The sequence below is a fragment of the Maricaulis alexandrii genome (assembly GCF_005871165.1).
Taxonomy (GTDB): Bacteria; Pseudomonadota; Alphaproteobacteria; order Caulobacterales; family Maricaulaceae; genus Maricaulis; species Maricaulis alexandrii.
The window spans coordinates 180505-203466 of the sequence record NZ_SWKP01000007.1; the positions used below are offsets into that span (position 1 = coordinate 180505).

Annotated in this window: 23 protein-coding genes and 2 pseudogenes; 13 read left to right on the plus strand and 12 right to left on the minus strand. The window is 64.4% G+C overall.

Annotated features, from left to right (window positions below; all coding sequences use genetic code 11):
* Positions 1 to 5: 5 nt before the first annotated feature.
* A complete protein-coding gene (xseA, locus tag FCS99_RS09945) occupies positions 6 to 1469 on the minus strand; it encodes an exodeoxyribonuclease VII large subunit (protein ID WP_138512058.1) in 1464 nt (487 codons plus the stop codon).
* 103 nt (positions 1470 to 1572) lie between these two features.
* Here xseA and purD point away from each other — a divergent pair, with 103 nt between their 5' ends.
* The 5 genes and pseudogenes from purD to FCS99_RS16415 all read left to right on the plus strand — a co-directional run.
* Entirely contained in the window at positions 1573 to 2850 is a 1278-nt protein-coding gene (gene purD / locus FCS99_RS09950; protein WP_138512060.1) for a phosphoribosylamine--glycine ligase, read from the plus strand.
* Between the two features lie 942 nt (positions 2851 to 3792).
* Positions 3793 to 4008, plus strand: a pseudogene (locus tag FCS99_RS16405) (hypothetical protein); the annotation flags it as partial.
* A complete protein-coding gene (locus tag FCS99_RS09960) occupies positions 4005 to 4424 on the plus strand; it encodes a hypothetical protein (RefSeq protein ID WP_138512062.1) in 420 nt (139 codons plus the stop codon). The pseudogene FCS99_RS16405 and the gene FCS99_RS09960, both read left to right, overlap by 4 nt.
* Before the next feature lie 525 nt (positions 4425 to 4949).
* Entirely contained in the window at positions 4950 to 5420 is a 471-nt protein-coding gene (locus tag FCS99_RS16410) for a helix-turn-helix domain-containing protein (protein ID WP_138512064.1), read from the plus strand.
* Positions 5327 to 5539, plus strand: a pseudogene (locus tag FCS99_RS16415) (IS30 family transposase); the annotation flags it as partial. The gene FCS99_RS16410 and the pseudogene FCS99_RS16415, both read left to right, overlap by 94 nt.
* On the opposite strand, the gene FCS99_RS09975 reads toward FCS99_RS16415, so the two are convergent.
* A complete protein-coding gene (locus FCS99_RS09975; protein WP_138512067.1) occupies positions 5536 to 5751 on the minus strand; it encodes a hypothetical protein in 216 nt (71 codons plus the stop codon). The pseudogene FCS99_RS16415 and the gene FCS99_RS09975 sit on opposite strands and share 4 nt — an antisense overlap.
* Positions 5752 to 5952: 201 nt before the next feature.
* On the opposite strand from FCS99_RS09975, the gene FCS99_RS09980 reads away from it, so the two are divergent.
* Together FCS99_RS09980 and FCS99_RS09985 are read left to right on the plus strand one after the other, a co-directional pair.
* Positions 5953 to 7251: a metal-dependent hydrolase family protein gene (locus tag FCS99_RS09980; RefSeq protein ID WP_138512069.1), complete on the plus strand. Its 1299-nt coding sequence runs from the start codon at positions 5953 to 5955 to the stop codon at positions 7249 to 7251.
* Positions 7248 to 8312 carry a phosphotransferase gene (locus FCS99_RS09985; RefSeq protein ID WP_138512071.1) on the plus strand — a complete coding sequence of 355 codons (1065 nt, stop codon included), beginning with the start codon at positions 7248 to 7250 and terminating at the stop codon, positions 8310 to 8312. The genes FCS99_RS09980 and FCS99_RS09985 overlap by 4 nt, the downstream gene beginning before the upstream one ends.
* Positions 8313 to 8408: 96 nt before the next feature.
* Here FCS99_RS09985 and FCS99_RS16325 read toward each other — a convergent pair whose 3' ends face one another.
* Genes FCS99_RS16325 through FCS99_RS09995 form a run of 3 tightly spaced genes read right to left on the minus strand, consistent with a single transcriptional unit; the run spans position 8409 to position 9267 of the window.
* Positions 8409 to 8537, minus strand: a complete 129-nt coding sequence (locus FCS99_RS16325; protein ID WP_267899618.1) for a hypothetical protein — start codon at positions 8535 to 8537, stop codon at positions 8409 to 8411.
* 3 nt (positions 8538 to 8540) lie between these two features.
* On the minus strand, positions 8541 to 8867 hold the full coding sequence (locus FCS99_RS09990; RefSeq protein WP_138512074.1) for a hypothetical protein: 327 nt from the start codon (positions 8865 to 8867) through the stop codon (positions 8541 to 8543).
* Complete coding sequence (locus tag FCS99_RS09995) at positions 8854 to 9267, minus strand: hypothetical protein (RefSeq protein WP_138512076.1); 414 nt, start codon at positions 9265 to 9267, stop codon at positions 8854 to 8856. The genes FCS99_RS09990 and FCS99_RS09995 overlap by 14 nt, the downstream gene beginning before the upstream one ends.
* A gap of 56 nt (positions 9268 to 9323) precedes the next feature.
* Here FCS99_RS09995 and FCS99_RS10000 point away from each other — a divergent pair, with 56 nt between their 5' ends.
* On the plus strand, positions 9324 to 10052 hold the full coding sequence (locus FCS99_RS10000; protein WP_138512078.1) for a sulfite exporter TauE/SafE family protein: 729 nt from the start codon (positions 9324 to 9326) through the stop codon (positions 10050 to 10052).
* Between the two features lie 5 nt (positions 10053 to 10057).
* The gene (locus FCS99_RS10005) at positions 10058 to 10636 is read left to right on the plus strand and encodes a GNAT family N-acetyltransferase (RefSeq protein WP_138512080.1); all 579 of its coding nucleotides are present in this window, start codon (positions 10058 to 10060) and stop codon (positions 10634 to 10636) included.
* Here the strand turns inward: FCS99_RS10005 and FCS99_RS10010 are convergent.
* From FCS99_RS10010 to tadA, 3 genes are all read right to left on the minus strand, one after another.
* Entirely contained in the window at positions 10633 to 11082 is a 450-nt protein-coding gene (locus tag FCS99_RS10010) for a hypothetical protein (RefSeq protein WP_138512082.1), read from the minus strand. The genes FCS99_RS10005 and FCS99_RS10010 overlap by 4 nt on opposite strands.
* A 106-nt stretch (positions 11083 to 11188) precedes the next feature.
* A complete protein-coding gene (locus FCS99_RS10015; RefSeq protein WP_171036325.1) occupies positions 11189 to 11524 on the minus strand; it encodes a TfoX/Sxy family protein in 336 nt (111 codons plus the stop codon).
* Positions 11514 to 11996 carry a tRNA adenosine(34) deaminase TadA gene (tadA, locus tag FCS99_RS10020; RefSeq protein ID WP_267899619.1) on the minus strand — a complete coding sequence of 161 codons (483 nt, stop codon included), beginning with the start codon at positions 11994 to 11996 and terminating at the stop codon, positions 11514 to 11516. Before tadA ends, FCS99_RS10015 begins: the two co-directional genes overlap by 11 nt.
* Before the next feature lie 38 nt (positions 11997 to 12034).
* Between tadA and FCS99_RS10025 the strand changes: the two genes are divergently transcribed.
* The 4 genes from FCS99_RS10025 (at position 12035) to FCS99_RS10040 (ending at position 16656) form a co-directional block, all read left to right on the plus strand.
* Positions 12035 to 13015: a pseudouridine synthase gene (locus FCS99_RS10025; RefSeq protein WP_138512087.1), complete on the plus strand. Its 981-nt coding sequence runs from the start codon at positions 12035 to 12037 to the stop codon at positions 13013 to 13015.
* Positions 13016 to 13018: 3 nt separating this feature from the next.
* A complete protein-coding gene (rsmD, locus tag FCS99_RS10030) occupies positions 13019 to 13588 on the plus strand; it encodes a 16S rRNA (guanine(966)-N(2))-methyltransferase RsmD (protein ID WP_138512089.1) in 570 nt (189 codons plus the stop codon).
* Between the two features lie 9 nt (positions 13589 to 13597).
* On the plus strand, positions 13598 to 14869 hold the full coding sequence (locus FCS99_RS10035; protein WP_138512091.1) for a cation:proton antiporter: 1272 nt from the start codon (positions 13598 to 13600) through the stop codon (positions 14867 to 14869).
* Between the two features lie 122 nt (positions 14870 to 14991).
* Positions 14992 to 16656 carry a thiamine pyrophosphate-dependent enzyme gene (locus tag FCS99_RS10040; protein ID WP_138512093.1) on the plus strand — a complete coding sequence of 555 codons (1665 nt, stop codon included), beginning with the start codon at positions 14992 to 14994 and terminating at the stop codon, positions 16654 to 16656.
* Positions 16657 to 16683: 27 nt separating this feature from the next.
* On the opposite strand, the gene mutL is transcribed toward FCS99_RS10040, so the two are convergent.
* The 4 genes from mutL to ileS form a co-directional block, all read right to left on the minus strand.
* Entirely contained in the window at positions 16684 to 18570 is a 1887-nt protein-coding gene (gene mutL / locus FCS99_RS10045; protein ID WP_138512095.1) for a DNA mismatch repair endonuclease MutL, read from the minus strand.
* A 56-nt stretch (positions 18571 to 18626) separates the two neighbouring features.
* Positions 18627 to 19163 (minus strand): DUF3035 domain-containing protein, encoded by a 537-nt coding sequence (locus FCS99_RS10050; RefSeq protein ID WP_138512097.1) that lies wholly within the window; start codon positions 19161 to 19163, stop codon positions 18627 to 18629.
* A gap of 83 nt (positions 19164 to 19246) precedes the next feature.
* A complete protein-coding gene (lspA, locus tag FCS99_RS10055) occupies positions 19247 to 19843 on the minus strand; it encodes a signal peptidase II (protein WP_138512099.1) in 597 nt (198 codons plus the stop codon).
* Positions 19836 to 22811: an isoleucine--tRNA ligase gene (gene ileS / locus FCS99_RS10060; protein ID WP_138512101.1), complete on the minus strand. Its 2976-nt coding sequence runs from the start codon at positions 22809 to 22811 to the stop codon at positions 19836 to 19838. The genes lspA and ileS overlap by 8 nt, the downstream gene beginning before the upstream one ends.
* Positions 22812 to 22962: the final 151 nt, after the last annotated feature.

The window sequence follows — 22962 nt, forward strand, 5'->3', positions numbered from 1 at the left end:
CCCGGTCAGAACAGGGTGCCCTGTCCGGCGGGCGGGGATTTCGGTTTGGCCCTGGGCTTCGGCTTGGGCTTCGACTTGACTGCCGGGCTTGCGGCGGCCGGGGCCGGGCCCGTCTCTGACGGCGTGCCGTCGATCACGGCCTGGCGGCGGGCATCGGCAAATTCCAGTTCGACCGCGCTGCCCGCAGCCAATCCGCTGCCGGCCCGGACAATCGCCCCGTCACTGTCACGCACGACAGCAAATCCGCGCTCCAGGATCTTGGAATAATTGAAGCTCTCGATCCGCCCGGCCAGCGTATCCAACCAGCGGCGCTGATCGCGCATGGAGCGTTGCAGGGCCGGCACCAGCCGGGACGAGCGATCCGCCACCCGTTCCCGGCGCTGACGGATATCCCGGCGCAGGGCTTCCGGCTTCAGGCCCGCTTGCAGGACGAGCAGCCGGGCACGCTTTTCGGCGGCATTGTTCAACAGGGCGGAATCCAGCTTGTCCGCAATCATGTCGAAGCGCTGGCGTTTCAGGTCCAGCAGGGCCTGCGGCTTCGGCATGGCCCGGACCACACCGCGCAGCTCGGTCCTTCGGCGTTCGATATGGCGCGACAGGCCGGACACCAGGCGCGCAGCCAGCGCATCAATGTCGCCCTTGAGCTCGGCCCGGACCGGCACCGCCATTTCCGCCGCGCCGGTCGGCGTCGGGGCCCGGCGATCCGAAACAAAGTCAATCAGCGTGGTATCGGTTTCATGGCCCACGGCGGAGATCAGCGGGATATCGCTGTCAGCGGCGGCCCGGACGACGATCTCCTCGTTGAAGCCCCACAAATCCTCGATGGAGCCGCCACCGCGCGCCACGATCAGCACATCCGGCCGCGGCACCGGCCCGTCCGGCGACAGGGCGTTGAACCCGCGGATGGCCTCGGCGATCTGCTCAGCGGCCTTCTCGCCCTGGACGAGGACCGGCCAGAGCAGGACATGGCGCGGGAAGCGGTCCTGCAGGCGATGCAGGATGTCGCGGATGACGGCCCCGGTCGGCGAGGTCACCACACCAATGGTTTTCGGCAGGAAGGGGATGGATTTCTTGCGGGCCGGATCAAACAGGCCCTCGGCCGCGAACTGGCGCTTGCGCTCTTCCAGCAGCGCCATCAGCGCGCCGGCGCCGGCCGGTTCCATGCTCTCGACGATCAACTGGTATTGCGACCGACCCGGATAGGTGGAGAGCTTGCCCTCGATGATGACTTCCAGCCCTTCTTCCGGGCGGAAGCGGAACCGCGCGGCCGTGCCCTTCCAGGCAATCGAGGCAATGACGGCCCGCTCATCCTTAATGTCGAAATAGACATGGCCGGACTTGGCCACCACGACCCGTCCCAGCTCCCCGCGGACCCGGACATGCCCGAAGGCGTCTTCCACCGTCCGCTTGAGCGATCCGGCCAGTTCGGAGACGGAGAATTCGTGGAGGTTTCCGGCGGGCTGTTCCATACCGTCTCTGGTAGGATGCTTCCCGCCTCTCCGCAACGGCCCGGCAGACTCGCGATTGGTGCAGGATTGGGTTAGGCAGGGCTGACGAACTCAAGAGGGTGACATGAAGGTACTCGTTGTCGGGTCTGGCGGGCGCGAACACGCGCTGGTGTGGAAGATTTCGCAAAGCCCGCTTCTGACGGCGCTGCATGCCGCTCCGGGAAGCCCCGCCATCAGCGAGCTGGCGACCTGTCACGACCTTTCGGTCGCCGATCTGGAAGGCCTGGTCGAGCTCGCCAAGCGCGAATCAATCGACCTCGTCTTGGTCGGTCCGGAAAACCCGCTGTGCGATGGTCTGGCCGACCGGCTGCGCCAGATCGGCATCGCGACTTTCGGTCCGTCGAAAGGGGCGGCCCGGCTGGAGGCGTCCAAGGCCTTTGCCAAGGATTTCTACGCCCGGCACCACGTGCCCAGCGCCCGCTATGGCACTTTCTCCGATGCCGCCGAGGCCAAGGCCTTCCTCGACCAGTTCGAGCCGCCCTATGTGCTCAAGGCCGATGGCCTGGCCGCCGGCAAGGGTGTGGTCATCCTGTCGGACCGTGCCGAAGCGGAAGCGGAGATCGACGCCTTCCTGTCCGGCAAGTTCGGCGAAGCCTCGAAAACCCTCGTCATCGAGGAATTCATGCATGGCGAGGAAGTGTCGATCTTTGCCCTGTGTGACGGCAAGGACGTGCTGTTCTGCGGCGCGGCCCAGGATCACAAGCGTGTCGGTGAAGGCGATACCGGTCTGAACACGGGCGGCATGGGTGCCTATTCCCCCGCCCCGATCGCGACGCCCGCCCTGATCGAAACCGCGATGAAGACGATCATCGAACCGGTCGCCAAGGGTCTGGCCGCCGAGGGCCACCCTTTCCAGGGCGTGCTGTTCGCCGGCCTGATGGTCGACAAGAATGGGCCCCGCACGGTCGAGTTCAACATCCGTTTCGGCGATCCGGAATGCCAGGTCCTCATGTTCCGCATTGCCGATGACATCCTGCCCTACCTTCGCGCCACGGCCGAGGGGACGCTGGGCGAGATGGAGCCGCTGCAGTGGACGCCGGAACCGGCCATCACGGTCGTCATGGCCGCGAACGGCTATCCGGGCGATTACAAGAAGGGCACGCTGATCGAGGGGGTCGACGCGGCCAACAAGATGGAAGGCGTGCAGGTCTTCGAGGCCGGCACCTCCCGCGACAGCCAGGGCCGCCGGACTGCTGCCGGTGGCCGCGTGCTCAATGTCACCGCCTCCGGCGAAAGCCTCCACTATGCCGTCGACCGGGCCTATGCCGCCGTCGACCAGATCAATTGGCCGGACGGATTCTGCCGCCGCGACATCGCCTGGCGGGCGCTCAAGACGCATTAGGCTGTGAGCCTGTCCGGACGCTGTAGCGACCGGGAAGATGGGTGATCTGGGATGAGGCGCGCCGAAGCCTTGCGAGCGTCCCTGCGGGGGCGCAGGGTGAATGGTGTGTGTCCCTGTTTTTTCCTCCGATGAGGATGCGGCTCATTCGGTCGGCCCTGGACCTTCGTCCGGGGAAAGTGCGTGTGTGTGGGGCATGGGGTCATCTGGGTTTCTTCCCCATTTCATGGGGAAGTGGCCGAGCGGAGCGAGGTCGAAGGGGCGGCGCGTCAGCGCCGATTTCCGCCTCCGCTTCGCTCCGCCGGCCCATCCGTCCCTGTGGGACACCTCCCCATGGAATGGGGAGGAAAGACGTTCAGCGCCACGGCGTTTCCGCCTGGCGGTATGAGAGGTGTGCGGGAGACCTGACGGGTCGGATTTAGCTATGAGTGTGAGTGACCTGACCGGTCTCCCGCACGCGGAGATTTGATCGTCTTCCCTTGCGGGCGACGCACCGAAACCGCCTGGGTGCCAGCACGGTCGTGACCTTGTGCCGTGTGGCCCGGGCGATGGCCCTGCCGGAGCTCAGGCTGTCACCCCCTCGCGCGGACAGGCTCCGCACACTTCCGGGCACAAGGGACTGAGCTCGCGCCTCTCTTCCCGGAAGTCACAGGAAGTGTCCCACAGGTTATGTGGGTGGGGATAAGTTGGGCGCGCTGCGAGGGACATGTCCCTCTGTTTTCCGAATTCCGGGGCGCCGGATGGGCTCGGCGCGGACGAGAAAGCGCGGCTGGGCTATTTCACGGAGACCGGCTTCCCCATGGGCGCGGACGCAAGGCTCGCTGGACGGGAAACCAAATCCGGCCGACGATTGCGTCCAAGACCACGCGGCCGACCGAGGTCGGGAGCGGGATAAATGGTGTGTGTCCCCGTTTTTTTTAGACAGCCAGGAGATGGGGTACAACTTTCAACAACGACGAAGGTCTACTCCCCACCGAAATCAACGGAAATCGAGTGACTTACACCGAGCACCGCGTTGATGCTCGCGCTTTTGAACAGGAAGGCGGTGGAACTCACCGCATTGTCGTGGGCGAGACGACGACGGGTCGACACTACTTCTATACAACCACTCACTACGGTACAGATGGGACCGCGCGGCGGGCGTTTTGGAGGGTCAGATGAGTACTCACGTTGACTACGGTGATTTGGAGACGGAATTCCTTGATCCGGCTCTGAACCCGGATATCCGCATTGTGCATCTGGACTTCCGCGATGGAGCAAGTGTGGAAAAGGTTATGGTCGCCCTGGCGGCTGAGTTCCCGACGGATGAATATCCAAAGCTGACCTTTCGCGATACGCCATTGTTTCGAGATATTGTCTCCGAGTGGATGCTTGAGAACTGGGACAACATGCTCCATGTGGAGCTCTTGTTTCGAGAGCAAGATTGCCGTGACCAGATTGAGCTGCTCCACGACGTCGCCGCTGCGTTTACCCACTCAGTCGAAAGCGCTCAATTCGAGCGCATGCGTCTGGAGCAATATGGCGGCGTAGCGCATGCCCATGGTCGGTTCGTGCTGCGTATGTTTGTGTTTGAATAGGTGCAGATATTTATTGGAGACAGGGAAATAGACGGTGACAGGCACCAATTAGTGCTTTGAAAACAGGACAGTTTCTCCTGGAGCCCGGTGGCGATGGCCGGGATCAGCGCCGGCTTGGCGGGCGAACCCACCTGCAGCGAGTCGCGGTTGATGACGGCCAGGCCCGCACGGTGAATTATCGCACCGGCGCGTAGGGTCGGCTCATCAGCCGGGTGCAGGGCAATGGCCTGCCGGGAACGGACAATAAGCGTCACTACAAGGTCCCCGTCGAGGCCCCTGCCGGGGCCTTCTGCGCCTGAAATCAATCCCCCGGATCGATTTCCCGGCTGACGCCGACCGGCTCCGACGGGCACCGTTTCGGTGGCCAGAAGATGGGTTATGTGTCGAACAATTCCTCGACCGATATTGACGACGTGTGGCAACCGGGGACACGTACCTTTTTTAGTCATGGGTTACTGTAGGTAGAAATTTGTGACAGGATGGCCTCAACCGAACATCGCAATAGTTAAGGATATTGTTGCGCTGATGGAGAGGTTGTCATGGTGTCGTCTGACGTTAGAGCGGCGTCGGGAGCATTGGCTTCGCTGGAAGCGTGGGGAAACGCTGGCGGAGATTGGCGCGGTGCTCGGCGGCTCGACGCCGAACGTGTTCCAGATACTGAAGGCCGCCGGCGGGATCGCGCCGCGCGAACGCCGGGTGCGGCCGGGCAGTCTTGACCTTGACGAGCGGGAGGAGATTTCACGCGAACTGGCCGCGGGGCTGTCGTTGCGGGCGATTGGCCGCCGGTTGGGACGCGCGCCGTCCACGGTGAGCCGCGAGGTCGATCATGACGGGGGACGTCAGGCCTACCGGGCGCTGGCAGCCCAGGCCGGGGCGGTCCGCGGTGTGCCCGCCGGCCCAAGGCCTGCTTGCCGGCCTTGGGTCCGGAGCTGCGCGATCAGGTGGCAGCCCGACTTGAGCAGAAGTGGTCGCCGCAGCAGATTGCTGGCTGGCTGAAGCGCGCCTACCAGTCTTCGGAGGCCATACGAGTGTCCCACGAGACGATCTACAAAAGCCTGTTCATTCAAGCCCGCGGTGTCCTGCGGCGCGAAAACCGGGGACACGTACCGATTTAATCATCCGGCGGCTTTCCGCTCCGCCGTTTCGGGCGTCCGGATTGGCCCGGTCTGAGTCGGCGGCCTGATTTGGTTTCCAGCGCATCGATCCAGGCGTCCGATCCCAGCGGGTATCCCGACTGTGCGAAATCGCCCAGCAGGGCCTCCTGCCTCGCGCTTGTGCCCTCGGCCAGATAGCGCGGCCAGTCGGCGATCCCGAAAAACAGGGACACACACCAATTTCCCTCGCCGCCTTACGCCCACACATCGCAATTTTCTCGGAAGCCCCCAATCTGCGGGTATGCTGCCGCAACATCGCTTGGCGCGCACTGAAAACACACTAGCGTTCAAGCGCGTTAGCCGTCACGGCCATTTGACTTCCCGGTAGGCATGATCAAGCTTCCCTCCACGTATTTTCTGGGGAGAGAGACGTCATGCTCAAATCTGCCATTTCCGCCCTGGCCCTGATGGCCGCCACGGGCCTGGCCCAGGCTCAGGATGCCGCCGACGAGGCGCCGCTGACCGTCATCCATGCTGGCTGGCTGCTGGCGGTTCCGGGTGAAGCGCCGCTTGAGGACCAGTCCATCCTGGTGCGTGGCGAGCGTATCGAAAGCGTGGAAGCCGGCTTTGTCAGCCCGGACGGCGCGACCATTGTCGACCTGTCCGATGATTATGTGATGCCCGGCTTCATCGACAGCCATGTCCACCTGCAATCGGAACTCGGACCGGGCCGGCGCTTCAACGCCTTTACCCATTCCGCCTCCGATCTCGCCTTTGACGGCGCCGCCAATGCCCGCACCACACTGCTGGCCGGCTTCACCACCGTGCAGGATGTCGGCGGCAATTTCGAGGCCAGTCTGGCCCTGCGCGACGCGATCGATGATGGCGATGTGGCCGGTCCGCGCCTGCGCGTCGCCGGCAGTGCCGTGACTCCGACGGGTGGGCATGCCGACGTCAACGGGTTCTCGCTCGACGTGCTGCACATGTTCGCCTCGGAAACCGCCTGCAACGGTCCGGCCCAGTGCCGCGAAGCCGTGCGCACCCTGATCCGCGGCGGCGCCGATGTGATCAAGATCACCGCAACGGGCGGCGTCCTGTCCGACACGGCTGCCGGTGTGGAACAGCAATTCTTTGATGACGAGCTGGAGTCCATTGTCGAAGCCGCGCACATGATGGGCCGCCGCGTCACCGCGCACGCCCACGGCGTGACGGGTATCAACTCCTTCCTGGAAGCCGGTGGCGACTCCATCGAGCACGGCACCTATCTGGACCGCGACTCCATCCGTCTGATGCGCCGCAATGGCGCCTACCTCGTCCCGACCGTCCTGGCCGGTGTCACGGTGGCGGAACTGGCCGAGACGGCCGACTTCATGACGGACAATCAGCGGGCCAAGTCCCGCGAGGTCGGCCCGCTCATGCTGGAAATGGCCCGCCGCGCCCATGAGGGCGGTGTCACGATTGCCTTCGGCACCGATAGCGGCGTCTCGCAGCACGGGCTGAATGCCCGCGAATTCGAGCTCCTCGTCGAGGCCGGCCTGACCCCGATGGAAGCCATTGTGACCGCGACGATCAATGCCTCCCGCCACGTCCAGATGGAGGATGTCATCGGCACGATCGAAGCTGGCAAGTTCGCCGACATCGTCGCCGTTGACGGGGATCCGCTGGCGAATATTTCCGAGCTTCGCGACATTGATTTCGTGATGAAGGGCGGCGAGGTTTATCTGAGCGAATGAGCGAGATTGACGACCAGTTCTCCGGCACCAAACAGGTTGCCGATGCCCTCGCCTTCGATGAAGGCGCCCTTGCCGCCTGGATGACGGAGCATGTGGACGGCTATGCCGGTCCGCTCAGTGTCTCCCAGTTCAAGGGCGGGCAGTCCAATCCGACCTACAAGCTGACCACGCCCGAAAAGGGCTATGTCCTGCGGCGCAAGCCGCCGGGCAAACTCCTGCCCTCGGCCCATGCCGTGGACCGCGAGTTCGAGGTGATGAGCAAGCTGGGGGCGGCCGGTTTCCCGGCGCCCGCCATGCAGGGTCTGTGCATGGACCGGGAGGTCATCGGGACGGAATTTTACGTCATGGATTTCGTGGAAGGCCGGATTTTCTGGGATCCACTCCTGCCCGATCTCGACAAGGCGGACCGCGCCCCGATCTATGACGCGGCGAATGCGACACTGGCCCATCTCCATTCGATCGACCATGTCGCCGCCGGGCTCGGCGAATATGGCAAGCCGGGCGACTATTTCCAGCGCCAGATCGGCCGCTGGTCGAAACAGTATCGCGCCGCCGAGACCCGCACGATCCCGGCGATGGACAAGCTGATCGACTGGCTGCCCCAGGCCGCGCCGGAACAGGAACGCACCAGTGTCGTTCACGGGGATTACCGCCTGGACAACATGATCTTCCATCCGACCGAGCCGCGCGTCATTGCCGTGCTCGACTGGGAGCTCTCCACGCTCGGCGACCCGCTGGCCGATTTCACCTATCAATTGATGGGCTGGGTCATGCCGCAGGAAATCCGCAATGGCTTCCTGGGGATCGATATCGAGGCCCTGGGCATTCCCTCGATCGAACAGTATACGCAGGCCTATTGCGAACGCACCGGCCGTGACGGCATTCCCGCGCTGGATTTCTACTTCGCCTACAACATCTTCCGCCTCGCCTCGATCCTGCAGGGCGTCTATGCGCGCTCCCTGCAAGGCAATGCATCCAACTCCCGCGCCAAGGAAATGGGCGATGCCGTCGAGCCCCTGGCCGAAGCCGCTTGGGGTTTCGCAAAGAATGCAGGGGCTTGATCAGCGAGAGAGCCATTGATCACGCGTCCGCGTCCTGATCCGGTGCGGACGCAGGATTTCAGACCTGCATGATCGCGTGGCAGCAAGGTGCAGGGTTCAGGCGCCCGACCTGTCCTGGTTCTCGGACGCGTCAGCCTTTTGCTTTTTCTCGGCCCAGCTGGCCCACACGACCACGATGACGGCGAGCGCAGTGAACACGCCGAGCGGCCAGATCGTAACATCCATCAGCTAGTCCTCCACCTTGCCATAGTGCCCGAGATGCCTTGCAATATAGGCGTTAAGCACCAGGAGAACAATTCCGAACCCCAAGCTCCAAGGGTTCACCTGGTCACCCGAGGCGAAAACCGACACCCCGATTGCGCCCAGCCCGGCCGCGCGTGTCGACTGTTCCCAACTTTGCCAGACGACGCGATTGGGACTGAACGCCAAACGCAAGCGAAGCAGGCTCTGCCAGAAGGTCATGACACGCTTTTTGACGGCTTCCCACATACACAACTTATAGATGTTCTTGCTGTGTTCCGCAAGCGGGTCAGAACCGGTATCAGCCCACGACATGACCCAGCCAGGGCGCCATGAGGGCCAGGCCGACGACGAGTTCGAAACCGACCGAGAAGAGATTATAGCCGGTCCGGGTCTGGTGCTGGCCGTGGTCCAGGATAATGGAGGTCGTGCGGCCGATCGCCATGCCGAGCCAGGCCGCGCCGGCCGCAAAGCCGGTGGCCACGACACTGGCCATGCCTGCCTGGGCCTGCATCGCGATGGCCAGCAGGACCGCACCGTGCAGCAGCAGGAGCCCGCCGCCATAAGTCGCCCGGAACTCGGCCCAGCCACCCGGCTTGTCAGCCGGTTTCAGACGGACGACTTTGGCGCCCCAGGACGGGCTGATGAGACTGCCCAGGCCGAGACCGCCGCCAATAACGGCCGCGACACCACTGATAATCACCGTAACGGACATGGTTTTCCCCTGTATGTTCGCCTCCAAGAGATAGGCGTTTTTCCTGCGAGACAAGCATGCCCCTGATCCTGCTCGCCACTTTCGTCACGGCCTTCATCTCCGGCGTGTTCGGCATGGCGGGCGGTTTGATCCTGATGGGCGTGCTGGCGCTGCTCCTGCCGGTCGCCTCGGCCATGGTGGTGCACGGTGTGGTGCAGAGCGTCTCCAATGGCTGGCGCGCCATCCTGCACTACAAATGGATCGACTGGCGCATACTGGGCATCTATCTGCTCGGCTCCGCCAGCGCGGCGCTCCTGCTGGTCTTCATCGCCTTCGAACTCGACAAGGCCTGGCTCTTCATTGTGCTGGGACTGGTGCCCGGGGCGATCTGGCTGCCCAAGACGCTGATCCATTTCGATGCCGCCCGCCCGGTGCACGCCGTGATCTGCGGCTTCATCGTCACCGGGCTCAATACAGTGGCGGGTGTCTCCGGTCCGCTGCTGGACGTCTTCTTCGCCGACACGGAGCGCGACCGGCGCTGCATCGTGGCGACCAAGGCTGCCACCCAGGTTGTCTCCCATGCGGTCAAGATCGGCTATTACATCCTGCCGGCCCTGGCGGCGAATGCCCTGCCGAATGCGCAATGGCTGCTGGTTGCCGCCCCGCTGGCGATTGCCGGCACCACGCTGGGAGCCCGCTTCCTGGCCATGATGAGTGATATCCAGTTCCGGCAGTGGACGAAGTGGATCGTCAGCGTGATCGGCCTTGTCTATATCGGTCGCGGCCTGGTCCTGTTGATGGGATGATGGACATGCAGATTTCCCCCGCCCTGCTCGAGAACGCGCATGTCCGCCTGGATCCCCTGACAGAGGATCACCGGGAAGCCCTGCGCCCCCTGGCCCAGGAGGCCGAGCTCTGGGCGCTTACCTCCCTGCGCGGCGATGGTGAGCATTTCGACGACTGGTTCGACCTCATGCTGGCCGGCACGCGGGCCGGGTCGCAGATTTCGCATCTCGTCACGAACAAGGCGATCGGTGCGCCCGCCGGACACACGGCCTTCCTGTCCATCGTACCGGACCATGCCCGGCTGGAAATTGGCTGGACCTGGTATGGCGCTCAGGCACGCGGCACGACAGTCAATCCGGCCTGCAAGCACCTGCTGATGGAACGCGCCTTCGCCTGCGGCGCGGAACGGGTCGAGCTGAAGACGCACCACAGGAATCTGCGTTCCCAGGCCGCCATGACCAAGATGGGGGCCACCCGAGAGGGCACGCTGCGCCGGCATCTCAAATGCTGGACCGGCGAATGGCGGGATACGGTCTGGTTTTCTGTGTTGAAGGAAGAATGGCCCGGCGTCAGTGCCGGCCTGAAGGCGCGGTTGGGCGCCTAGCCCTGACAGGTCAGGGGCGTGCCCAGAATACGGCCTTCGCTGATCTCCAGCTCCAGCGCGTCTCCGGTCGAATACACCAGCAGGTCGGCGGCAACGCCCGGCATCAGGATGGTGCGGCGCGCCGAAGCGGAGCCCGCGGTCGAGGTCCGGATGAAGATGGCGGCGCTCGGTGCGGTGGATTGCGGACGCGGGCGCACAATGGAACCGGGGCGATGCAGGGTGGTGACCGGCATGGCGGTTTCCAGCATCAGGCCTTCGCCGATGGCCGAGATCCGGCCCTGCTCGATGAAGATGTCCTGATGGTCCCAGCTGCCCGAAGCATCGACAATGGTGACGTCCTGCAGAAGGAGCGGTGCATCGGCACACACCGCCGTGTTCGCAAGCGCTGCCGAACCGGCCGTGAGGGCCAGAACAATCCCGGTCGCGAATTTGATCAGTGCACGCATTTCGCGGACGCTCCAGAGCTTCTGGCTCCTATTCGTCCGGGTCCCGATTCAACTCAAGACAAGGTTTTATGACAGCTTCCGTCATACGGAATTTGCCGAAATTCCGTCACGGCTTGGGTGGCAGCGAGCGCACGAAAGCCAGGCTTGTGGACACCCAGTCTGACAGCCCGTCCTCGTCCAGGTCTTCCGGCCCATCCAGAGTGACCCAGCCGGTCATCACACGACCGGTGACATCCATCTCCCGGGCCCCCGGTTTGGCGAGATTTTCCGCATAGGCCTCCGGCCCGACACGGACGTGCATCTCACCCCGGACCAGTCCGCAACTCATATGCCCGCCGATCAGGAAGGCGATGCCGCCGAACATGCGCTTGCGGACCGGGTCGACGCCCTGTTGTCTCAGCTCGGCCTCCAGCCGGTCCGCCAGATCGGGATCAAACGCCATCGCTCTTGGCCTTGCGCCTCGCCTTGAAGAAGGACCGCAGCACATCCGCGCTCTCCTGAGCGAGAATGCCGGAGGTCACCTCGGGACGCCAGTGGCAGGTCGGCTGTTCGAAGAAACGCGGGCCGTGATCAATCGCCCCGCCCTTCTCGTCCGGTGCGCCATAGATCACCCGTCCGATCCGGGCATGGCTGATGGCCCCGGCGCACATGGCGCAGGGCTCCAGCGTGACGTAGAGTTCCAGTCCTGTGAGCCGGTAATTGCCCCGTTTTTCCGCACCACGGCGCAGGGCCAATATCTCCGCATGGGCGGTTGGATCATGACCGGCAATCGGGGCATTATGTGCTTCAGCGACGATCTCATCCGTGACCGGATCAACCAGGATGGCACCAATCGGCGCTTCGCCCGCCTCAGCTGCTGCATGCGCAAGGCGTAGCGCTTGTTCCATAAAACGTGTATCGCGCAGGTCCGTCATCTGCGGCGGGTTAGAGCGACCGAGTGAAAGGGTCAAGCGTGAGCGAGAACGAAACCAGCGAACGCATCGCCAAATACCTGGCACGCGCCGGCGTCGCCTCGCGTCGTGAGGTCGAGCGCATGATCGAGGGCGGCCGTGTCCGGGTGAACGGAAAACTGCTCGACACGCCGGCCTTCAAGGTATCGGCGAGCGACAAGATCGAGGTCGATGGCAAGCTGGTTGAACCGCCGGCGGCGACCCGACTATGGCGCTATCACAAGCCGGCCGGACTGGTGACCACCCATGCCGACCCGGAAGGCCGCGAGACCGTGTTCGACGCCATTCCCGACGATATCGGCCGCGTCATCTCGATCGGCCGCCTCGACCTGACCTCCGAAGGCCTGCTTCTGCTGACCAATGACGGCGCCCTCGCCCGCGCCCTGGAATTGCCGTCCACCGGCTGGATGCGCCGCTATCGCGCTCGTGCCTTCGGCACGGTCGACCAGACGGCCGTCAACAAGCTGAAGGCCGGTGTCACCGTCGAGGGGATCAAGTACGGCCCGATGGATGTCGAGATCGAACGCGAGACCGGCTCCAATATCTGGCTCAATATCGGCATTCGCGAAGGCAAGAACCGCGAAGTCCGCAAGGCGCTGGACAGTGTCGGCCTGAAGGTGAACCGGCTGATCCGGACCGCCTATGGCCCCTTCCAGCTGGGCGATCTGGGCCGGGGCGAGATCAAGCCCGTGCCGGGCCGCGTGCTCAAGGACCAGTGCGGCCATCTCGTCGAGATTGCCAGCACGACCGGTGAAGCCGTGGCCAAGCCTCGCCCTCAACGGCCCGGCCGCAAGCCCGTGAAACGCAAGATGGGCGGTGCCGGTCAGCCCGGTCTGCCGAAACAGGAGGACAGCCTGGACGGGGCCAAGCCGATGAAACGCTCCCGTGGCCGGCCCTCGCCGAACCGTGGACGCCCCTCCGCTGATGCCCCCCGCACCGGCGGCCCGTCCCGCGGCCCCGGCAAGCCGCGCGGGAGACGCTGATCCATGCGTGTCGTCGGCGGAAAGTTCCGCAATCGGGCCCTGGTGGCCCCGAAAGGCCGGTCAACCCGTCCGACCTCGGACCGGGCCCGTGAGAACATGTTCAATGTGATCGAACATGCCGACTGGTGCCCGCCGGTCGAAGGGGCCCGCGTCATCGATTTGTATGCCGGGTCCGGCGCGCTGGGTATCGAAGCCGTCTCTCGTGGTGCGGCCTTCTGCCTCTTCGTGGAAATGGCCGCCGAGGCGCGCGGGGCCATCCGCACCAATGTCGACACGCTGCAGCTGTTCGGAAACACGCGGATCCACCGCCGCGACGCGACGGCTCTGGGCGAGAAACCCTCCAATCTGGGCGCGCCCTTCAACCTGGTCTTCCTCGACCCGCCCTATGGCCATGCTCTCGGGCCGAAGACGCTGAGCAAGCTCATCGAGGGCAATTGGGTCAGCGAGGATGCCGTCGCCGTGCTCGAGGTCGGGGCGGAGGAAGAACCGGAGACGCCGGGCTGGGAGGCCCGGGTGGTGAAGGAATACGGCGCGGCAAAGGTGTTGTTTCTGGAACGGGCATCCGCAGGCTAGACTGGCGGCATGGAATCGCCCGCCCTGCTGGTCATCGCCATCGCCGTAATCGGCTACGGCCTCTATTCGCGCGTCTTTGCGCGCTGGAGCCTTACCGCGCCGATGATTTTCACCGCACTCGGTCTGGTCATGAGCGGTGCGGTGAGCGGACTGCTGGGTTTCGAGATCACGTCTCACCAGATCAAGCTGCTGGCCGAGATCACACTCATCCTCGTGCTCTTCTCTGACGCCGCGGGCGTCGATATCCGGTTATTGCGGGCCGACGAATCCATCCCGGCCCGGATGCTGATCCTCGGCTTGCCGCTGGCCATGGTGCTGGGCACGATTACGGCCTGGATCCTGCTACCCGATCTTGGCCTGCTTCAGTGTGCCCTGCTGGCAGTGGTTCTGGCCCCCACCGATGCCGCGCTCTCGCGCTCCGTGATCGTCAACGAAACGGTCCCCCTGCGCATCCGGCAGACCATCAATGCGGAGAGTGGGCTGAATGACGGCCTGGCACTGCCCGCGGTCTTTATCCTCATCGCGCTGGCATCTCCGGGCGATCAGGGCCCCGAAGGGATTGCCTGGGCCGGCTTCATCGCCCAGCAGATCGTGCTGGGTACGGCGGCTGGAGTGATCTTCGGCTGGCTGGTCGGGCAAGCACTGGAGCGGTCGGACCGCAAGAAGGCGATCAGCCCGGAATTCGAACGGATCAGCGCCGTCGCGCTCGCAATTGGCGCTTATGTCGCCGCTCTCGTCGTGGGCGGAAACGGCTTCATCGCGGCCTTCACAGCGGGAGGCGCACTTGGGGTGGTTGCCCGCCGGGCCCGCGGCGAGATGCAACGCTTCGGAGAGACGGAGGGCCAGCTTTTGGCCCTTTTGACCTTCCTCGCCTTCGGAGCGGTCATGCTGCCGGATGCCCTTCAGAACTGGAGCTGGAACGGGGCCGGCTTTGCCTTTGCGAGCCTTTTCATCATTCGCCCCGTCGCGATTGCCGTGAGTTTGATCGGCAGCGGCCTGACCTGGCCCACCCGCCTGTTCCTCGGCTGGTTTGGTCCGCGCGGGCTGGCGTCCATCGTGTTTGTCCTCCTGATCGACCTGCAATTGGGCCATGCCTTTGCCGCGCCATTGATCGCGATCGCCAGCCTGACGATCGGGACGTCCATCATACTGCACGGACTCAGCGCCGGACCGCTTGGGCAGACCTATGCCAACTGGTTGAGCCAGCGTGGCGATCGCGCGGCCCTGAAGGAATTCACCAAGGCCGAAGCGGGGAGCGATCTGCGGCGGTCGAGGCATTAAAGCGCTCATGGGCGGCACGCGGACGTCGGGCTCCAGCGCCGGCCCCAAGGCCGCCTCGCCTTGCAATATGGCTGTCACACACTAGCTCCAAGAGGATAGAAGCAATCCGAGGGGAGCCCGACATGCGCGTGGCCGACCTGGTTCTCGACATCCTTGCTGCACACGGCGTGGAGCAAGTTTACGGCGTCCCGGGAGACGCCATCAACGACTTCACCTTTGCGCTGCAGAAGCGCGACGACATGGAATTCGTCATGGTGCGCCATGAGGAGGCTGGTGCCTTCATGGCCTCTGCCCAGGCGAAGCTGACCGGACGGATGACGGCCTGCATGGGGACGTCCGGTCCCGGCGCGATACACCTGCTGAACGGCCTGTATGACGCCAAGATGGACCATGCCCCCGTGATTGCCATCACCGGCCAGGCACCGACCCAGCATGTCGGCACGGAATACCATCAGGAAGTGGCGCTTGAACGACTGTTTTCCGATGTCGCGGAATACACGCGAACCGTCATGACACCGGACCAATTGCCCGAGGTGATGATCGAAGCCTGCAAGGCCGCGCTGGCCGCGCCCGGTGTCGGCCATATCGCCATCCCGTCCGACGTCTCCGGCCGCTCGGTCAAATCGACCCGCTCCACCTATGATCTTGGCGTCTCGCGCACGCGATCCATGCCCTGCGCCGGCGATCTGGAGAATGCCGCTGACCTGATCAACGGCTCCAAGCGCGTGGCCATTCTCGCGGGCATCGGCTGTGCTGACGCGCGCGATGAACTTCTGGCCCTGTCCGACCGTATTGGCGCGCCGATCATCCGGTCACTGCGTGCCAAGGACGTGATCGACGAAGACGTCGAGGCGTGCATCGGCGGGCTCGGCTTGTTGGGATCGGCCCCGGGCAGTGCCGCCATTGAAAAATGCGACTGCCTGATCCTGGCGGGCTCCGATTTTCCCTATGTCGAATTCTTCCCGGATGACGCCAAAATCATCCAGATCGACTCGTCGCCAACCCGGCTGGGCCGCCGCGCCAAGGTCGACATTCCCCTCGCCGGGCATTGCCAGCCCACGCTGGAAACCCTGCTTTCCCGCGTCGAGGCCAAGGAGGATCGCAGCTTCTTTGACGCCATGCAGGAGCGGAAGACCGACTGGAACCGTCAACAGGCCGACCGCCGCCAATCCGAGGACACGCCCATCGCTCCCGAGCGCGTGATGCAGGAACTCAACCGGATTGCGCCGGCCGACACGGTCTACACGGTCGATACCGGCACCTCGACCGCCTGGGCGGCGCGGCATCTGATCGTCACCGAGAACCAGCGCTTCACCCTGTCCGGTGCGCTCGCCAGCATGGCCTTTGCCCCATCCGGCGCGATCGGGGCCAAATTCGCCTATCCGGACCGGCCGGTCTGCGCGATTTCCGGCGATGGCGGCTTTGCCATGCTGATGGCCGACTTCATCACTGCCGTGCGCTATGACCGCCCCGTGGTCAATGTCGTGCTGAACAACAGCAAGCTTGGCTTCATCGCCCTGGAACAGGAAGCCAAGGGCCTGCCGGAACACGCGATTGGCCTGGAGAATCCCGACTTCGTCGCCTTCGCGAAAGCCTGCGGCGGCCACGGTGCGCGGGTGGACGACCCGGACGATCTGGCCGGCGCCCTGCGAGAGGCCTTCAAGCAGGACAAGGCCAGCATCATCGAAGTGATGGTGGATCCGGACGCCCTGATCATGCCGCCCAAAGTCTCGGCCGAGCAGGCGATCAATTTCGGCATCGCCAAGACCCGCGAATTTCTGGGTTGAACCGGCAGAACGCGGTTCGGGCGGCGGTCACCGCCGCCCGAACAGCCGTTCAATATCGCTCAGCTTCAGCTCGACATAGGTCGGGCGGCCGTGATTGCACTGGCCGGAATGAGGCGTGGCCTCCATTTCGCGCAGGAGCGCATTCATCTCCTCGCCGGTCAGGCGGCGGCCGGAGCGAACCGAGCCGTGGCAGGCCATCGTGCCGACCACATCCTCCAGCTTTTCTTTGAGCGAGAGGGCCTGGTCGTATTCGGTCAGATCATCCGCGAGATCCCGTATCAGACCCTGGACATCTAGCTTTTTCAGCAGGGCCGGCGTCTCGCGCACGGCGATGGCGCCCTGCCCGAAAGCCTCGATCACCAGGCCCAGCTCTTCCAGCTCCCCGGTGCGCTCCAGAAGGCGGCGCGCCTCATTCTCGTCCAGGTCGACGATCTCGGGAACAAGGAGCTGCTGACGCTGCACCCCGGTCTCGGCGATCATCTTCTTCATGCGCTCATAGACCAGCCGCTCATGGGCGGCATGCTGGTCGACGATGACGATCCCGTCCTGGGTCTGGGCAACGACATAAGTCTCGTGCAATTGCGCGCGGGCCACGCCCAGCGGCCAGTCCGGCGGCGGCGCTTCACTCGGCGCGGTCGGTGCCGGCGCTCCCGGCTGATAGGCGGCATCGGCGGGCGGCACGAAGCCCGGCCCGTCGGGTTCGACACGGGCCGACATGCCCGGATCAAAGACGCGGTCCTGCACGGGCTCGGCGGGGCGTCCCCAACCGGCCAGCTGTCCGGCGGCAGACTGGTAATGGAGCGGCGTGTCCTGGAAGCCTTCCGGACGGGCCCGCCCCAGCGCAAAGCCGGAGACGGTGGTGGAAGCCCGGTGCCCGGCCCCCGCCAGCGCATGGCGCAACGAACCGACGATCAGACCGCGCACGAGGCCGCTATCGCGAAAGCGCACTTCCGCCTTGGCCGGATGGACATTCACATCGACCAGATGGGTGGGCAGGTCGACATTGAGCGCGACGACCGGATGCCGGTCCCGGGCGAGGAAATCCTGATAGGCGCCGCGAATGGCACCGTGGAGCAGCTTGTCGCGAACCGGCCGGCCATTCACGAACAGATACTGATGCTGCGAGGAGCCGCGCGAAAAGGTCGGCAGGCTGGCGAACCCCGTCACGCGGACGCCTTCGCGCTCCTGGTCGACCTCCAGGGCATTCTCGCCGAAATCCGTGCCCAGCATGGCCGACATGCGAGCCTTGCGGGCCTCGACATCATGGCCACGCTCGGCCGCCACGGACAGGCGCTTGCGACCGTCCAGCGTCAGGAAGAAGCCAACATCCGGCCGCGACATGGCCAGGCGTTTGACGACATCCGTGATGGCCTGGTTTTCCGACCGCTCGCTCTTGAGGAATTTGAGACGGGCGGGCGTGGCGTAGAAGAGATCCCGCACCTCGATCCGCGTCCCGCCGCGGCCGAGCGGCGCGGCCGGGGCCGTGCCATGGGTCTTGCCGCCTTCCACCGCGATGGTGAAGGCATCGCCCTCGCCCTTGGCCTGACTGGTAATGCTCAGACGCGCAATCGAGCCGATCGAGGGCAGAGCCTCTCCCCGGAAACCCATCGTGCCGATATTGAGAAGATCATCCTCGCCATCCGCGCCAACCGGGAGTTTGGAGGTGGCATGACGTTCGATGCAAAGCGCGAGTTCCGCTTCGCTCATCCCCTTGCCGTCATCCTCGACCACGAGGCGGACCAGCCCGCCACCCTCGGCGGAAATGTCGATCCGGTGTGCGCCGGCATCCAGCGCATTCTCAGCCAATTCCTTGATCACGGAGGCGGGACGTTCGACGACCTCGCCCGCCGCGATGCGGTTGACGGTCTCCGGCGGCAGACGCCGGATAACGGGTTGGGTAGCGGTTAAAGACATAGGGCCAGCCTCTTGGCTGGCCCCGAGTCGGTCAAGTGCAGAAGCCTGCGCCGGGCCTAAAGGCCGGGCAGTTTCGGCAGCAGGCGGCGGTCGCGTTCAATCTCGACATCGCCACCACCGGTCACGTTCAGGATGCGCTCCTGGCGTTCGGCTTCTTCCTCGGCATCCAGCGGCGTCGCATCCGCCGTCGGGCGATACTCGCCATCGCGCCAGAACAGGATCTGGTCGGCAAAGCCACGGGACTTGCGAACCACGCCCGCCGTCTCGCCATCAATGATGGAACGGATGAAGGGGTCGGCCGCACCACCCCCGGCCTGGGCGACCAGGAGGGCTTCCGCGTCAGACCCCTCAAAGCTGCCGGTCTGGCCGAGCAGCGCAGCACGGGCCTGCTGGTCCGGATAGATTTCATCGGGGCGCGGCTGGCCCGGGGCCGGCGGACGCAGATTGTATTCCGGCGGCACGGTCAGCGGTGCGATCGTGACGGTACGAAACTCGTCCGGCGTGGTGCGATTCCCGGACAGAGCCTGGGGAACGCTGGAACACCCGGCCAGGGCGATAGTGGCCGTGGAAAGGGCCAGAAAGGCAGTACGCATACGCATCTCGACGAAGCTCCGTAGACTGTTGCCGACAGTATTAGCGAAATCGGGCCCACACCTCCAGCCCGCATCCCACCCGTTTAACGCGCGCCGGTCGATTTCCGGTCGGACAGGAGCATATCGAGGATGATCGCCGCCACGCCCAGATTGATCCCCACATCCGCGATATTGAAGACATAGGGGAAATACACGTCGGAGAAATTCAGGAAATCGACGACGGCACCGTAGAGCGCCCGGTCGATCGCATTGCCGATGGCGCCGCCAATGATGCAGCCGAAGGCCACGCCCTGCAGCGGCCGGACGGCCTTCAACGGCCCCGACTGGAGCAGGCCGGCGAGCAGACCCAGGGAAATTACCACCGAGAAGGTGATCAGGACGAGACGCCCCATCCAGGTGTCGGCCCCGAACAGGCCGAAACTCACCCCCTTGTTCCAGACCATGGTCAGGTCGAAGACGGGGGAGAGTTCGATATGGCCGCACGTATTGGGCAGGAGCGCGCGTTCCGCCCCTTCGGCCCGCTGGAATTCCAGACATCCGGGTGGGGAGAAGTTCAGCCGGTCCAGGACCAGGTATTTGGTCAGCTGGTCCAGAACCAGAATGCTGCCCGCCAGCGCCAGACCGATCCGGGCCACCGGTTGGGTCAGGCGCTGGCGCAGCTCGGCAAGGCCATCAGCCATTCTGAGAATCCCAGAAGGCCACGGCATCGGCGTCCCGCGGGGTGATGTCCGGGTAACGGGCATCGGAGCCGATGGCCGGATCATATTTCCAGGAACGGGCGCATTTCTGGCCTTCGGCCCGGCCCGGGATCACGGCCACATCGGCGACATCGTCCAGGCGGAATGCTTCGCCGTCAGCGGCGCCGTCGACCAGATAAGCCTGGCTGGTGATGGCGATTTCGGCGAGGAAATCATCCACCTTGCCACCCGGCGCTTCGGCCGACATGGCAGCGCGATAGGCCGGATCGGTGACATGGACGCGCGGCGCGGCTTCCAGCGAGGACCCGATCCGCTTTTCCCGGCGCTCGACTTCCAGGGCCCCGTTCACCACACGGCGCAGACGGCGGATGGTCCGCCAGTTCTCGGCCAGGGCGCCATTGTGCCAGCTGGACGGCGTTTTCGGGAAGGTCCGGAAATGGACGCTGTCATCCTCGGACGGGAAGCGGCTGAGCCAGACTTCTTCCATCGTGAAGGGCATGATCGGCGCCAGCCAGGCGGTCAGGCGCATGAAGACTTCATGCATGACCGTGCGGCAGGCGCGGCGGCGATCACTGTCCGGACGGTCGCAGTACAGGCTGTCCTTGCGCACATCGAGATAGAAGGCCGACAGGTCGACAACACAGAAATTGAACAGGGCCGCATAGACTTTCTTGAAGTCATAGGCCGCATAGCCGGCCTTCACGAGCCCATCCAGCTCGTGCAAACGGTGCAGGACCCAGCGCTCCAGCGACGGCATGCGTTCAAGCGGCAGGTGTTCCACGGTTTCATCATAGCCGTGCAGGGCGCCGAGCAGATAGCGCATCGTATTGCGCATCTTGCGATAGGCATCGACGGAGGTCTGAAGGATTTCCTCGGAGATCCGAAGATCATCCGTGAAGTCCTGGGCCGCGGCCCACAGACGCAGGATTTCCATCCCGTACTTCTTGCCGATCTCGTTCGGCGCCAGAACATTGCCCAAGGATTTCGACATTTTGCGGCCATCGCCGGCCATGACGAAACCGTGGGTCAGCACATTGTCATAAGGCGCGCGGCCCCGCGTGCCGCAGCTTTCCAGCAGGGAGGACTGGAACCAGCCACGGTGCTGGTCGGAGCCTTCCAGATAGAGGTCGGCCGGCCATTTCTGGTCCGCCCGCGGCTCCAGCGCAAAGGCATGAGTACAGCCACTGTCGAACCAGACATCGAGGATGTCGGTGACTTTCTCATAGGCATCGGCGTCATAATCGGAACCGAGGAATTCGGCGGAGGAGCGCTCGAACCAGGCATCGGCGCCATCAGCCTCGACAGCCTTGACGATGCGCGCATTCACCTTGGGATCATTGAGCACGCGCGTGGTGCCCTTCTCCACGAACAGGGTCAGCGGCACGCCCCATGCGCGCTGGCGGGAGACCAGCCAGTCCGGGCGTTGCTCGACCATGGACCGGATACGGTTTTCCGCAACGGACGGCGTCCAGCTGGTGTCCGAGATCGCCTTGAGGGCCTTCTCGCGGAGCGTCCCGCCCGACTTCATCGGACGGTCGATCGCGACGAACCATTGCGGCGTATTGCGGAAGATGACCGGAGCCTTGGACCGCCAGGAGTGCGGATAGGAGTGTTCCAGCCGTCCGCGTGCCAGCAATTGGCCGAAGCTGACCAACTGGTCGATCACAGCCTTGTTGGCCGGGCCTTCCTGGCCCTGCTTCTTGCCGTCCAGGCGGATGATGTTCAGACCGGCAAACAGCGGGATGTGCTCGTAATAGGCGCCGTCGGCCCCGACGATGTGCGGCACGGCCTCGTGCTTGTCATGCCATTCCGGTGCGCCCATCCAGGCGACATAGTCTTCCGCACCATGGCTGGGGGCGGTGTGGACGAAACCGGTACCGGCCTCGTCGGTGACGTGCTCACCCGGCAGGAGCGGCACCGGATAGCTCCAATACTTGTCCGCCTCGGCCAGCGGGTGCGAGCAGACAAAACCCGACGGATCGACCGTTTCGAGACGTTCGAAGCTGACGATCTTGGCGGCCGCCGCGGTTTCCTCCCACAGCGCATCGGCCACCAGGAGGAGGTCGCCCGGAGCAGCCCAGGGCTTGAAGTCCCCGCCATCGACGCCGGTGACCTTGTACAGGCCATAGCTGATCTCCGGCGAAAAGCAGATCGCCCGGTTGCCCGGGATGGTCCAGGGCGTGGTCGTCCAGATCACGACGCTGGCCCCAATGCAGGATTTCGGGACGCCGGACCCGTCCTTGCGCAGCCCGCGCAGCGGGAATTTCACATGGATCGTAGTGGAGACCTTGTCGTGATATTCTACCTCGGCCTCGGCCAGGGCGGTCTGCTCCACCGGTGACCACATCACCGGGGCGGAACCGCAATAGACCAGTCCTTCGTCCACGAATTTCAGGAATTCCTCGACGATGCGGGCTTCCGCGTCGAAGGACATGGTCAGATAGGGATCATCCCACTCGCCAGCCACGCCCAGACGCTGGAATTCCTCGCGCTGCACATCGATCCATTCGGATGCGTATTTGCGGCACTCGGCGCGGAATTCCTGCTTGGGGATGTCGTCCTTGTTGCGGCCCTTGGCGCGGAAATTTTGCTCCACCTTCCATTCGATCGGCAGGCCGTGACAGTCCCAGCCCGGACGGTAGGGCGCATCCAGACCGGCCATCTGGCGCGAGCGCACGACGAAATCCTTCAGGATCTTGTTCATGCCGGTACCGATATGGATGTGGCCGTTGGCGTAGGGCGGGCCATCATGCAGCACAAAGCGCTCCTGCCCTTTGGAACGGGCGCGCAATTGCTTGTAGAGGTCCAGCTTGGCCCAGCGCTCGAGCCATTCCGGCTCTTTCTTGGGCAGGCCGGCCCGCATCGGGAAATCGGTCGTCGGCAGGAAAAGCGTGTTCTTGTAGTCGCGAGCGGCGGAATCCTGGCCAGTCTCGTGCGAATTATCCGTCATCGGATCTTGTCCTTGCGGTGGGGTCATCTCAGAAGTCGTAGCGCAACATCTCCCGGCACCGCATGGATCATCCCAAGCGGGCCGGGCCGGTAATTCGCCCCGTCTTCAGCGCGGAGACAAATGCCGCGCGGCGGTTCAGACCGTGTCTATT